This window comes from Natronomonas sp. CBA1123 (assembly GCF_009741925.1).
Taxonomy (GTDB): domain Archaea; phylum Halobacteriota; class Halobacteria; order Halobacteriales; family Haloarculaceae; genus Natronomonas.
This window is the reverse complement of sequence record NZ_WPCC01000004.1, coordinates 71,869-83,788: the sequence shown is the minus strand read 5'-3', so window position 1 is coordinate 83,788 and position 11,920 is coordinate 71,869. Positions and strand designations below refer to the sequence as shown.

Here is an 11,920-nt window from a genome sequence, read left to right as displayed (position 1 = left end):
CTCCCGTCGTCGGTGAGCATGTCCCGGCGTTCGCTTCCGACGTTCAACGGACACTCCGAGGTGAGCCACTTGCTTCTGTGGGCGCTCGCCGTCCTCTTTTTCGGCGTCGGGGACGTAGTGACGACGAGCGTCGGTCTCGGCATCGATGAACTGTTCGAACTCGGCCCGGTCACCTCGGTGTTCGTCGAACGGTACGGACTCGGCGGGATGGTGGCGTCGAAGGCCCTCATCTTCGGCGGCGGCTTTCTCTGTTGGCGGGTCGTCCAGCGGCCCTACCGCGTCGGGGTGCCGCTCGGACTGGCACTGCTGGGCGTCTCCGTGACGGGGTGGAACCTCTATCTGCTCGCGCTCGTCGTGCCGTCGTGACCGCGCCGTCGGGAAATCCGGCTCTTTAGGTATCCCCCGTGTACACCCACTGGTATGAGTACCCAAGAACTGACGGATGCGCTCGGAGACACCGGTATCGCGGGGGCTGTACTCGTCGTCGTTGGGATGGTGCTACTCGGCCGTGAGAACCGTCGGGCCGCCCTCGCGGCGACGGTCGTCATGGCGGGGGGCGTCCTCCTCGGGCACGGTCTCCTCGGCACGTTCCTCGAATCGATGGGGATGAGCTACGACGACCTCTGAGGCGAGGTTGCCACCCGAGGTGACGTTTCAGAAACCCATCAGCCACTGCTGTCGGCCGCTGGGTCACGCGCGCGATGTTCGCTGATGACCTCGTCGAGTTTCGCGGATTTCTTCTCGCGTCGGCGCTGTTCGGCGCGGTCCTCCCACTCGTCGATGACCGACTCGACTTCGCTCTCGCGGGCGACGGCGAGTTCGTCGATTTCCTGTATCGTCACGTCGTCGGCCGGCCCGACGGGAATCCCGTGGTCGAACAACACCTCGTCGGCCTGCTCCGAGAGCCGGCCGTCACGGAGGACGACCCGCGGCTCGCAGTCGGCCAGTCGCTCGGCGGTCGCCCGGCCGGCGCCGCTGGCGTCCCGGAGGTACACCACGTCGTCGGGCGCGAGCCCGTAGCTCTCCTCGGCGGCTTCGAGGGCGCCTTTCGTGAACTGCTCGACGGGTTTGACCGGGACGAGGCCCTGCTTTTCGGCGGCCACGTCCGCGAAGTTCGAGTGGTCGAGTTTCCACAACTCCTTGAGCCGTTCGAGTTTGCCGTCGAGTTCCTCGTTTGCCTGTTCAGCCTCGGCGAGTTCGCGTTTGAGTCGTTCGTTCTCCCGTTCCAACCGCGTCACTTCGCGGCGTTCGCGGGCCTCCCGACGCTCCTCGCGCCGTGACTCGGATAGTTCCTCTTCTAGTTCCGACACCCGGCTGTCCTTCTGTTGGATGGTGTCTTTCAGGTCCTCGACGTGGCCCTCGAGGCGCTCGATGCGGGCCTCTAGTCGCTTGATTTCCTTCTCCTCGGCGGTGAGTTCTCGGGGGTCGTGGTCGGTCGACTCCTCGTCGGACTCCTCGTCCTCGGAGAGGTCATCGAGAACTGCCTCGACGCTCTCTTCGCCAGCGACGACGCGGGCCGTCACCTCCCCGCGGTCGAACCCCGCGGGCGTCTTCTCGGCGATGCGGTCGAACTGGTCTTCGTGGCTGTCGAAGGCGAACAGCGCAGCCGCCATCGCGTCCCGTTCGTGGTCGTTGTCGTAGCTCTCCTCGCGAGTCCGGTGAAGTTTGCGGTCGACCGGCAGGTCGGTCCCGGGAATCCAGCCCGCGGCGTCGAAACTGCGGCGTATCTTCTCGACGGTCTCGGGCATCGGTTCGACGTCGGCGGCGACGATGACCGGTCGGCCGTGCTCGATAATCCACTCGATGACCTCGGCGGTGTCGGCAGTGCGGGTCGACCACACGTCGAGGACATTCCCGTCGAGGTCCAACAGCGACACCGCGGTCGTCGTCCCGGGGTCGATGCCGACGACGACGAAATCCCGACGCTTCGCGAGCGGGCGATACTCGATGCCGTCGCGGCGCTCGCGTTCGATTTCGATTCGCGTGTCGCCCGAGCGCCGCGCCGAGACAGGGAGTTCCGAGGGTGTCGCCTCGACTTCGAACAGCGCCTGAGAGTAGCCGCCGTACTTCTCGGTGACCTCCTTTTCGAACTCGAGGGCGGCGTCGTCGAGTTTCGACTCGACCTCTCGGGCGACGGTCTTCACCGACCCGTGGATGCGGCGAGTGAAGCGGTCCTCGCTCCAGCCGCCACCACCGCCGGTCGACCGGCCGCGGGCGACCTTCACAGTCGTCGTGTTCGTAAACGCCGACACCTCGTAGCCGACGTTGCGGGCGGCGAGTCGCGCCGCCGCTTCGGCCTCCTTCATCGGCGGCTTCGCGTACGGAACGCCGTGTCTGGCGGCGACACGCGAGAGCGGTTCGGGCCGCTCGTCGCCGGTCACCTGCACCAGTTTCGTCTCCGACGGTAGCTCTCGGAGGAAGTGTACGAGTGCGCCCTTGTCCTCGGCGAGTTCGTAGGTGTTGTCGGTGGCGACGATGGCCGGCGCTTCGGATTGGATTCGCCGGCGAAGCTTTCGGCCCGACACCACGTCGCGCTCGATGGACTCGCCGTCGAAGGCGACCACCGCATACGAGGGGGCGTCTCCCCGAACGTCGCCGCTCTGGATGTCGACGCCGAAGATGAGGGAATCGAGGGCACTCGTTCGCGTGCTCACGGCCGCGTGTAGGGGAGGAGTGAGTATAAACTCCGTGCCGAAGCCAGCGAAACGCGACCACGTCGCCGCGGGGTGCGGCTTTTTGTCCCCCCGAACCGACCGTTCGGTAATGCCACGGTATTTCGAGGACATCGAAGTCGGAGCGACGTACGAACTCGACGGCAGCTACGAAGTCACGGAAGACGAGGTGTTGGAGTTCGCCGAAAAGTACGACCCCCAGCCGTTCCACACCGACAAGGAGGCGGCGAAAGAGTCCATCTTCGGCTCGCTTGCGGCCTCGGGGTGGCACACCGCTTCGATATGTATGCGCCTGCTCGTCGACGGCTTTCTCGACGCCGAAACGTCGATGGGAGCCCGCGGCATCGACGACCTCCAGTGGAAGCAGCCGGTGTACCCCGGCGATACGCTGCACGTCGACGTTGAAATCCTCGAGAAACGCGTCTCCGAGAGTCGCCCCGAGATGGGGCACGTCCGCTCGAAGTTGACCGGCTACAACGACGACGGCGAAGCCGTCATCGAGTGGAAGGCCGACGGGATGTTCCGCCGCCGCGAGGCCGACGAGTAACGGCGTCTACTCCGCGTTCGGATACGGCACGTCGAGTTCGTCGCCGTCGTCGGGGACGAACGCCTCGTTGCCGAACACCTCCCGAGCCTCGCGTTCGATGGGCGAGACGTTGCCCGCGTACCGCGAGGAGACGTGGACCAACGCGAGGCGTTTCGCCCCCGCTTCCGCGGCGATTTCGGCGGCTTGGGCGGCCGTCGAGTGGGCGGTCCGACCCGCACGCTCGGCGTTGTCGGCGGCGAAGGTCGCATCGTGTATCAACAGGTCGGCGTCGGCGGCCACCTCGGCCGTCCGGTCGCTCGGCCGGGTGTCGCCGGTGTAGACGAGCGTGCGACCGGGCCGGGGGTCGCCGACGACTTCCTCGGAACGAACGACCGTTCCATCCTCCAGTTCCACGTCCTCGCCGGCGTGGAGTCGCTGGAACTTCGGGCCGACGGGGACCCCCAACTCCTCGGCGCGCTCGCGGTCGAATCGGCCCTTGCGGTCGTCCTCGACGAGGGCGTAGCCGACCGACGGCGTGTCGTGGTCGGTCGCAAACGCTCGGATTTCGTAGTCGTCGGCGTCGAGTGCCACGTCGCCGTCGTCGACGCCGTGGACGCGAATCGGGAACGAGGGGTCGGTGCCCGTCGAGCCGACCAACCGCTCGATGCGGCGCTGTTGGCCCGATGGGACGTGAATCGCCAGCGGCTCGGTTCGCTCGTTGAAGTCCATCGTCTGCAACAGCCCCGGAATCCCGAGGGTGTGGTCGGCGTGGAGATGCGAGACGAAGATGTGCGAGACGCCGAAACCGGTTCCGAACCGCATCATCTGTCGCTGCGTTCCCTCCCCGCAGTCGAAGAGGAACCGCTCGCCCTCCCGACGGCAGAACACCGAACTCGTGTTCCGCTGGGTCGTCGGCACGGCCCCGCCGGTTCCGAGGAACGTCACACACAGCGACATACACGGGGAAAGTGGCGGCGTTTACATACCGCCTTCGATGCCGGGCTACTCGCCGTCCCAGTAGTCGACGTCGTCGTCGCGGTCGTAGTAGCCGTGGACCGACCGCTCCTCGCGGCCGCCGGGTGGCGACCCGGCGAAGACCCCGATTTTCCCCGAATCCGGATAGACGGTCACGTCGGGTTCGTTCATCGTCGAGACGGCGAGATAGCGGAGCGGCCCCTCGGAGTCGTTGACGACGCGGTGGCCGCCGGACTCGTCGGCCGGGAAGGCGACGTAGTCGCCCGTCTCAAGGTCGTACGTGTCGCCATCCAGACGGATCGTTCCGGTCCCCGAGAGGACGTACAGCGCCTCCTCGTTGCCGGTGTGGTAGTGATACGGCCACGAGCGGTGGCCGGCCGGGAGTTCGTACAGACTACAGCCCAACTCCTCGCCGTCGGCGGCCTGAGCCAGCTGCTTGCGTTTGAACCGCGTCTCCCCGCGGTCGGTTTCGGACCACTCGAGGTCGGCTTCGTTGATGGGGCCCATCGTTCCGGTTCAGACGTAGTGGAACCACTCGTCGTAGCCGTCGAGTTCGCCGTTGACGAGGTCGAAGAACCGCTGTTGAATCTCCTCGGTAACCGGGCCACGGGAGCCGTTGCCGATTTCCTTGTCGTCGACGCTCCGGATGGGCGTCACCTCGGCGGCAGTGCCGGTGAAGAACAGCTCGTCGGCGGTGTAGAGCTGTCCGCGAGCGATAGAGGCCTCGTCGTGGACGGTGTAACCGAGGTCCTCGGCCAGTTGGATGGCCGTCTCGCGGGTGATGCCGTCGAGAATGGACTCCGAGAGGCCAGTCGTGTAAATCTCGCCGTCGTTGACCATGAAGATGTTCTCGCCGGGGCCCTCCGCGACGTTGCCCTCCTTGTTGAGGACGATGGCCTCGACGTAGCCGTTGCGACGAGCCTCCTCGCCGGCCAGCATCGAGTTGACGTACGGGCCAGTCGCCTTCACGTTCGTCGGAATCTGGCTGGAGGCGTGTTTCCGCCACGAGGAGACCATCACGTCGACGCCATTCTCGATTGCGTCCTCGCCGAGGTACGCCCCCCACGGCCAGCAGGCGACCATCGTCTCAGTCGGGCAGTCCTTCGGCGAGACGCCCAAGGAGTTGTAGCCGTAGTAGACGAGCGGCCGGATGTAACAGGACTCTAGCTCCTGTCGGCGGATGAGTTCCAGCGTCGCCTTGGTAATCTCCTCGCGCGTGTGGTCGATGTCGTGGTCGAGCACCTTCGCGGAATCGAACAGGCGGTCGAGGTGTTCCTCCCAGCGGAACAGCGCCGGGCCGTCGGCGGTGTCGTAACACCGCGCACCCTCGAACACCGCCGTCCCGTAGTGCAGCGAGTGGGTCAGAATGTGTGTCTGTGCGTCGTCCCAGTCGACGAACTCCCCGTTCTGCCAGATGGTGTCGACGTCCATCTCCTCGAAAGACATACTCCGTCTGTGGGCGCCCCCCGTAATGAGTCTTGACAACGACCTTTTTGCACGGTCGCTCGCCGGGGGCGAGCGACCGGCAAAAACGTCGATGAAAAATAGCGATTCGCTCCCGTCGCACGCCTTCGGCGCGCGGTGGTCGCTTCATCGCTACCGGCGGCGAAGCCGCCGGAGAACCGCTCGGTCGTGGTTTGAGAGAGCGCAGCTCTCTCGTCATCACGAAAGCTCGCGCACAGCGCGGGCTTTCGAACGACTCCGCTCCCTCGCGGATGCTTGAATTCTTATTCCGCCGACTCGTGTTCTTCGGGTGTCCGAAGCAAGCCGAAACCACCTATCCGAGCCGCGCCAGCAGTTCCGACCCCTCGACGTAGGTGAAGCCGTTGCGGTCGGCGTAGGCGCGGGCCGCCGCCGGCGAGAGCGCGCCGCCGGATTCGTCGTCCATCATCTCACAGACGACGACGGCGGGTTCGACGCCGGCGGCGTCGGCCAACGCGATGCCGAGTTCCGTGTGGCCCTCCCGGTCGTCGAGGAGGTCCGGTGCGGCCCGAAGCAGGTGGACGTGGCCTGGCGAGCGGAACGATTCGGCGAACCCCTCGGCATCGGCGGCGACCGACTCCTCGGCACCGTCCCCGGCGACGGTCGTCGCACGGCGGACTGACCCCGCGGCCGAACCGAGTTCCGAGATGGTGAGCGCGCGGTCCTCGTCGGTGATGCCCGTGAAGGTGTCGCGGTGGTTCACCGTCAGCGAGAACGACGACCGCTCGTCGTAGGAGAGGTCGTGGCTGGCCGCCGTCGGGTGGTCGATGAGTTCCTGTGCGAAGGGGAGGTCCCACGCCGCACACACGTCGTCGGCCAACGCGACACAGATGAGGCCGCCCGCGTCGTTTCGCATCCGGGCGACGGCTTCGGGGGTGACGGCGGCCGCCGGGTAGACGAGGTCGACCTCGCCCTCGCGGTCCGCCGCGTCGTGGACGAGCACCGGCTCGCCGGCGGCGAAGGCGGCGATGGCCGAATCGACGCCGCGGCGGACGCGCGTGGTGTTACTGCTCTGAGACATGGATGGTGACGTGGTCGTCGTCGTTCAGACCCAGTTCGTCGCGGAGGCGGTCGGGGGCGATGATTTCGAGTTGGTCGGTGCCGTGATGGGTCCGCTCCGGGGCGATAACGTGGGCAGTCTCGTAGCGGGTGCCGTCGACGGTTTCGACCGTCGCCGGCCAGCAGAAGGCCGGCCCGTACGTTCGGTCGTCGTCCTCCCAGCCGTCGATGCCGACGGGGTCGAGAGCGTCCATGCGGGCACGAGCGCGGACGCTCTCGTCGTCCAATTCGACGTTGAGCGTGCCGGCGAACGGTTCGTAGCCGAGTCGGTCGCGGAACTGCTCCATGTACCCCGACAGGGAGATGTAGTGGCGACCCTCGCCCATCCCGCTCGTGACGACGCCGGAGAGGTCCACGTCGGCGTCGCCCTCGAACAGTCGGCGGTAGTCGGCGTACTCCCGCTGGAGGGCCCGCTCGCCGACTTCGGTGACGGCGATTCGCTGGCCGTCGCCGGTCATGTCGCGCTCGATGAACTCGGCGTCTTCGAGCCGCTGGAGCCGCCGGGAGGCGGTCTGGTTCGATGCGTCGAGACGGTCGGCGAGTGCCGCACACGTCACCGTCGCCCGACCCTCGAGCGCGCCGTCGAGGGCGACGAGTTTCAGCGTCGCCAACTCGTCGTGTCCCACGCGCTCGGTCGTCTGTGACATACCGTCCGGTAGGGAGTATTGCCCCTTAACCGTAACGGAAATGGCATGCATAACAGATTTGGAACGGTGCGCACGCCGAGAACGGTTTACAGCGTTAATTCGGAGTCCGCGACGTAAATACGTGACGAGGCCGGCGACGGTTGCTGTCAGTCGCTGGTCCCTTTCGCGTAGGAGCCCTCGGTCCAGAAGTCCGAGCCGCCTTTCAGTTCCGGCACCCACGTGTCCTCTTCGTGTGCGAGGAGAGCGACCCGGGAGGCCGGCACATCGCGGACGACCGGGTGGTCGGGCATGTACTCGCCGACCGCTTCGGTGAAGGCGACGACGTCCTCGTGGTCGGGCATCACCTCGCGGTCGAGGCGGTCCCGGGAGTTGCCCACGTGCATGAACGCCTTCATCTCGACGAAGTCGGCGTCGGCGCGGTCGAACATCCCCGCGTACCACTCCGGCGTCTTCATGTTGTAGCCGTTCAGAAGCGTCGTCCGAAGGACCGTCCGGGTCTCGTCTTTTTCGGCGAGTACGTCCAGCGTCTCGATGAGATTGTCCCAGGCGTCGTCTTCGACGGCTTTGACGACCTCGCCGAAGGTCTTCCGGTCGGGGGCGTCGACGCTGACGTACAACTGCGTGGGGTCACACTCCGCGAGCACCTCGGGGCGAGTCCCGTTGGAGACGAGGAACGTCGTGATACCGCGGTCGTGGAACGCTTCGATGAGTTCCGGCAGGTAGGGATACAGCGTCGGTTCGCCGTCCAGCGAGATGGCGACGTGTCGGGGCTCCATCGCCTCCTCGAACACTTTCTCGGGTACGTCGTCGTTGCCGCCGAAGCCCGAGAGGAGTTTTCGCTGGAGGTCGATGGAGGCGTCGACGACCGCTTCGGGGTCGTCCCACTCCACGTCACCGAGTTCGTAGGCGTGGCCGGCGTGGTCGCGCCAACAGAACACACAGCGCTCGTTGCACTTGACGACCGGCGTCATCTGGATACAGCGGTGGCTCTGAATGCCGTAGAAGTGGTTCTTGTAACAGCGGCCCTCTCCGCGCAGGGCGTTGGCCGTCCACCCGCAGGTCTGGGCGGCGGTGTGGTTCTCCGAGTGATAGTCAGGGTCGCTGACCTGCTTGGGCATACCCGCACATACACCGACGAAGGCCTAAAGGCCGTGGTTCGTCGTGTGTGAAGTCATGTCACGACGTTCGACACACGTTTTCACGGGTCGTGATACGTACGTTCACTACAGCCGTGCTTTGGTCAGTGTTCACACGAACTCCTAATACAATTTGTATGCTTTCTACAGAACCCTTTTGCGTGGTGATGAAAAGATACAGACATGCTCAGAGGGCTCGATACGTGGGGCGAAAGCGACGACGAACCGATGATAATCAAAGCGGCCGGACGCGAGGCGTTCGACGGTGACGTGACCGTCTACGTCGCCGAATCCCTCTCGTCGGAGAGCCACGAGCGGTTCCGCGCCGTCCGCGAGGGCTTCGACCGGCTCGAAGCCGCCGAGGTCGTCGACGGCGTCACCGTCGTGACGTGGCCGACCGAGGTCGACGCGCCGACCGACGGCCCCGAAAACGAGGTCGTCGCCACCTACGACGAGTTCGTCGAGTCGGTCGGCACCGACGCACTCGAACCGTTCTTCGAGGCCGAAACCGGTGACGACGACCACGAACGCACCGTCACCATGCCCGACATCTGTATCACGGTTCGTGACGAGGGCGAACTGACCGGTCTGTACCCGAAGCGCGACGGCAGCGCAACCCAGTCGGTCGAGGACTGTCTGGCCGCCCTCGCGATGGGCGACCGCGTCGAGAACGTCGCCTGAATCCCACCGTTTCGAGCCCCGACGTACCTTTTCGTTCGTTCCGATTGCGCCAGTAGGCTCCGACGTTCAGTCCACATCTTCGGATTCGAACGTTTATTTCTGATGTTGAACAGAGCCCACTCACAACATCTGAGAGCCATTTAGAAACGTTTGAATCGTTATTCCCGCTTATTTCTTTAGTTCTTGGTTAAGAATGCTTTTCCATTGGTCGGCTGATGTAGAGATATGCTCAGAGGACTCGATATGGGTGGAAAATCCGGCGGTGAGCCAACAATAATCAGGATGGTCGACCGGGAGCCACTGTCGGCGGAGCTGACCCTCTACGTCCGCGAGACCGTTCCGGACGCTGCCTCCGACAGGGTGTCGAGCGCCCTCGAGGGGTTCGACCTGCTGGAGCAGGCGGGCGTCGTGACCGACCGACGGGTCGAGACGGTGCCCGAGCGGTCGCCGGGGGGCGACACTACCGGACTCGAACCCACCGCCGCCTACGACGAGTTCGTCGAGTCGGTCGGCTGGGAATCGCTGGACCCGTTTTTCAAAACACAACGGGGAACCGACGGCGTCGACCGCGTGGTCACGTTCCCACCGGTCTGTGTCGCCATCCGCGAAGACGGCGAGTTGACTGGACTGTACCCCCGCTGGAACGACGGCACCCACGAGAGCATCGAGGACTGTTTGAACGCACTAGCTGCCGGCGACAGCGTCGAGAACGTCCGACCCTGACCGCGGGTCCGTTCGGAAACCCCTTTATCGGCCGCTCGTCAACCGTCGGGTATGTTCCTTGCGTTCCGGGAGTCGGTCGCGACGGCGCTGGAGACGGCGCTCGCGGCCAACGACTACCCGACCGACGACCTCGGTATCGAGGAGCCACCGGAAGACGTCGAGGCGGTCTTCGCCTCCAGCGTCGCCTTCCGACTGGCCGAGCGGGCCGAAGCACCGCCGCCGAAGGTGGCGGCCGAACTCGCCGACGCCATCGACCCCGACGACTACGACTACCTCGACCGCGTCGACGTTCAGGGGCCGTATCTGAACTTCCTGCCCGACGAGTCGTACTTCGCCGACACGCTGGAGGCCGGCGGAGACGCCGCCTTCGGCCGACTCCCCGACCGCGACACCTCCGTCGTCGTCGAACACACCTCCGCGAACCCGACCGGACCCGTCCACGTCGGGCGCGCGCGCAACCCCATCATCGGCGACGCCGTCGCCAACGCCCTCGATTACGCCGGCTACGACGTCGAGCGTCACTACTACGTCAACGACGCCGGCCGACAGATGGCCGTCTTCACGTGGGCCTACGAGCGCTTCGACGAGGAGGACCTCCCCGAACCGGCACGGGACCGCGCGGAGTACCGGATGGTTCGCTACTACCGGAAGGGCAACGCCTTCCTCGAAGAAGCCGACCCCGAAGAAGTCGAGGAAGCCGAAGCCGAAATCGAGGCCATCCTTCAGGGACTGGAAGCCGGCGACGAGGAGACCTACGAGCGCGTCGGCGAAGTCGTCGACACCGTCCTCGGCGGGATGAAGGAGTGTCTCGCACGCCTCCCCGCTGATTTCGACGAGTTCGTCAAGGAGACCAGATTCATGCGCGACGGTTCGACCGACGACGTCGTCGCCCGCCTGAAGGAACTCGACGGCGCCGTCTACGAGGACGACGCCTGGCAACTCACCTTCGACGACATCGAGAAGAACCTCGTCTTCCTCCGGGCCGACGACACCTCGCTGTACACGACCCGCGATTTGGCCCACCACGAGTGGAAGTTCGACAACTACGACCGCGCCGTCACCGTGTTGGGCGAGGACCACAAGCTACAGGCCGAACAGCTCGGGGAGACACTGGAGTTGCTCGGCAACGACACGGACCGACTGTCGAACGTCATCTACTCCTACGTCAACCTCCCCGAAGGGAAGATGTCGACCCGCCGTGGGACCGGCGTCCAGTTGGACGACCTGCTGGACGAGGCCATCGACCGCGCGCGCGAGGAGGTCGAAGACCGCATGGACGACCGCCTCCGCGACGACGACCTCGACGAAGCCGACGTCGAACGCATCGCCCGACAGGTCGGCATCGGCGCCGTCCGCTACGACATCGTCTCGAAACAGCCGACGAAGGGCATCACCTTCGAGTGGGAACGCGCCCTGGACTTCGAGGCCCAGTCGGCGCCCTACGTCCAGTACGTCCACGCGCGCTGTTGTGGGATTCTGGACGAGGCGCGACGCGCCTCGGAAAGTGCGAGCGGCGACGAGCCGCGAGCAGACGAAGCCGACGAACTCGAACCGGTCGCCGACACCTCGGTTCTCACCACCGACTCCGAACGCGACCTCATCCGCTCGCTGGCGCGGTTCCCCGGCGTCGTCGAGTCGGCCGCTTCGGACCTCGAACCCCACCAGGTCGCCACCTACACCCGCGAACTCGCCGACCGGTTCAACGCCTTCTACCGGGAGTGTCCCGTCCTCACTGCCGACGACGCCGAAACGCGGGCCGCACGACTCGCGCTCGTCGCCGCCTCGAAACACGCCGTCGCCAACGCGCTCGATATTCTGGGTGTGGAAGCGCCCGAATCAATGTAACCCGAACTTTTTTCATCGTCGGGTTCGCGCTCCGCGCGAACCTCTCCTCGAAAAAACTTCGATGAAAAAAGGCCGGACGCTCACTACGTTCGCGTCCGGTGAAACGGCGCGCTTCGCGCGCCGTATGCTACGGCAACATTGGGAGTATGCCGCACTCCGCAATCAGTACGGCAG

Annotated in this window: 13 protein-coding genes; 6 read left to right on the top strand and 7 right to left on the bottom strand. The window is 65.5% G+C overall.

All coding sequences use genetic code 11. The features are described 5' to 3' along the window. The first annotated feature begins 18 nt into the window (after positions 1–18). Entirely contained in the window at positions 19–366 is a 348-nt protein-coding gene (locus tag GJ631_RS03600) for a hypothetical protein (protein WP_156707833.1), read from the top strand. Between the two features lie 54 nt (positions 367–420). Continuing rightward, complete coding sequence (locus GJ631_RS03595) at positions 421–627, top strand: hypothetical protein (RefSeq protein WP_156707832.1); 207 nt, start codon at positions 421–423, stop codon at positions 625–627. Between the two features lie 38 nt (positions 628–665). Here GJ631_RS03595 and GJ631_RS03590 read toward each other — a convergent pair whose 3' ends face one another. Then, positions 666–2,654 (bottom strand): DUF460 domain-containing protein, encoded by a 1,989-nt coding sequence (locus GJ631_RS03590; RefSeq protein WP_370518546.1) that lies wholly within the window; start codon positions 2,652–2,654, stop codon positions 666–668. A gap of 109 nt (positions 2,655–2,763) precedes the next feature. Between GJ631_RS03590 and GJ631_RS03585 the strand changes: the two genes are divergently transcribed. Then, positions 2,764–3,219, top strand: a complete 456-nt coding sequence (locus GJ631_RS03585; protein ID WP_156707830.1) for a MaoC family dehydratase — start codon at positions 2,764–2,766, stop codon at positions 3,217–3,219. Between the two features lie 6 nt (positions 3,220–3,225). Here GJ631_RS03585 and rnz read toward each other — a convergent pair whose 3' ends face one another. From rnz to twy1, 6 genes are all read right to left on the bottom strand, one after another. Further along, positions 3,226–4,155, bottom strand: a complete 930-nt coding sequence (gene rnz, locus GJ631_RS03580) for a ribonuclease Z (protein ID WP_156707829.1) — start codon at positions 4,153–4,155, stop codon at positions 3,226–3,228. A gap of 45 nt (positions 4,156–4,200) precedes the next feature. Continuing rightward, positions 4,201–4,680: a cupin domain-containing protein gene (locus tag GJ631_RS03575; protein WP_156707828.1), complete on the bottom strand. Its 480-nt coding sequence runs from the start codon at positions 4,678–4,680 to the stop codon at positions 4,201–4,203. A gap of 9 nt (positions 4,681–4,689) precedes the next feature. Continuing rightward, complete coding sequence (locus GJ631_RS03570; RefSeq protein WP_156707827.1) at positions 4,690–5,619, bottom strand: branched-chain amino acid transaminase; 930 nt, start codon at positions 5,617–5,619, stop codon at positions 4,690–4,692. Between the two features lie 331 nt (positions 5,620–5,950). Next, positions 5,951–6,676, bottom strand: a complete 726-nt coding sequence (gene ribB / locus GJ631_RS03565; protein ID WP_156707826.1) for a 3,4-dihydroxy-2-butanone-4-phosphate synthase — start codon at positions 6,674–6,676, stop codon at positions 5,951–5,953. After that, the gene (locus GJ631_RS03560; protein ID WP_156707825.1) at positions 6,660–7,361 is read right to left on the bottom strand and encodes a DUF120 domain-containing protein; all 702 of its coding nucleotides are present in this window, start codon (positions 7,359–7,361) and stop codon (positions 6,660–6,662) included. The genes ribB and GJ631_RS03560 overlap by 17 nt, the downstream gene beginning before the upstream one ends. Before the next feature lie 146 nt (positions 7,362–7,507). Further along, positions 7,508–8,479 carry a 4-demethylwyosine synthase TYW1 gene (twy1, locus tag GJ631_RS03555; RefSeq protein WP_156707824.1) on the bottom strand — a complete coding sequence of 324 codons (972 nt, stop codon included), beginning with the start codon at positions 8,477–8,479 and terminating at the stop codon, positions 7,508–7,510. 201 nt (positions 8,480–8,680) lie between these two features. On the opposite strand from twy1, the gene GJ631_RS03550 reads away from it, so the two are divergent. The 3 genes from GJ631_RS03550 to argS all read left to right on the top strand — a co-directional run bounded on the left by GJ631_RS03550 (position 8,681) and on the right by argS (position 11,746). Continuing rightward, positions 8,681–9,178, top strand: a complete 498-nt coding sequence (locus GJ631_RS03550) for an HTH domain-containing protein (RefSeq protein ID WP_156707823.1) — start codon at positions 8,681–8,683, stop codon at positions 9,176–9,178. Between the two features lie 225 nt (positions 9,179–9,403). Beyond that, positions 9,404–9,901, top strand: coding sequence for an HTH domain-containing protein (locus GJ631_RS03545; protein ID WP_156707822.1), 498 nt, complete (start codon positions 9,404–9,406; stop codon positions 9,899–9,901). Positions 9,902–9,952: 51 nt separating this feature from the next. Further along, on the top strand, positions 9,953–11,746 hold the full coding sequence (gene argS / locus GJ631_RS03540; RefSeq protein ID WP_156707821.1) for an arginine--tRNA ligase: 1,794 nt from the start codon (positions 9,953–9,955) through the stop codon (positions 11,744–11,746). The last annotated feature ends 174 nt before the right edge of the window (positions 11,747–11,920 follow it).

Bases quoted from the DNA above. Each gene is read 5' to 3' on its own strand.
- GJ631_RS03570 (WP_156707827.1), bottom strand. From the start codon at position 5,619: ATGTCTTTCGAGGAGATGGACGTCGACACCATCTGGCAGAACGGGGAG.
- GJ631_RS03550 (WP_156707823.1), top strand. From the start codon at position 8,681: ATGCTCAGAGGGCTCGATACGTGGGGCGAAAGCGACGACGAACCGATG.
- twy1 (WP_156707824.1), bottom strand. From the start codon at position 8,479: ATGCCCAAGCAGGTCAGCGACCCTGACTATCACTCGGAGAACCACACC.
- GJ631_RS03600 (WP_156707833.1), top strand. From the start codon at position 19: ATGTCCCGGCGTTCGCTTCCGACGTTCAACGGACACTCCGAGGTGAGC.
- rnz (WP_156707829.1), bottom strand. From the start codon at position 4,155: ATGTCGCTGTGTGTGACGTTCCTCGGAACCGGCGGGGCCGTGCCGACG.
- GJ631_RS03560 (WP_156707825.1), bottom strand. From the start codon at position 7,361: ATGTCACAGACGACCGAGCGCGTGGGACACGACGAGTTGGCGACGCTG.
- GJ631_RS03595 (WP_156707832.1), top strand. From the start codon at position 421: ATGAGTACCCAAGAACTGACGGATGCGCTCGGAGACACCGGTATCGCG.
- argS (WP_156707821.1), top strand. From the start codon at position 9,953: ATGTTCCTTGCGTTCCGGGAGTCGGTCGCGACGGCGCTGGAGACGGCG.
- GJ631_RS03545 (WP_156707822.1), top strand. From the start codon at position 9,404: ATGCTCAGAGGACTCGATATGGGTGGAAAATCCGGCGGTGAGCCAACA.
- ribB (WP_156707826.1), bottom strand. From the start codon at position 6,676: ATGTCTCAGAGCAGTAACACCACGCGCGTCCGCCGCGGCGTCGATTCG.
- GJ631_RS03585 (WP_156707830.1), top strand. From the start codon at position 2,764: ATGCCACGGTATTTCGAGGACATCGAAGTCGGAGCGACGTACGAACTC.
- GJ631_RS03575 (WP_156707828.1), bottom strand. From the start codon at position 4,680: ATGGGCCCCATCAACGAAGCCGACCTCGAGTGGTCCGAAACCGACCGC.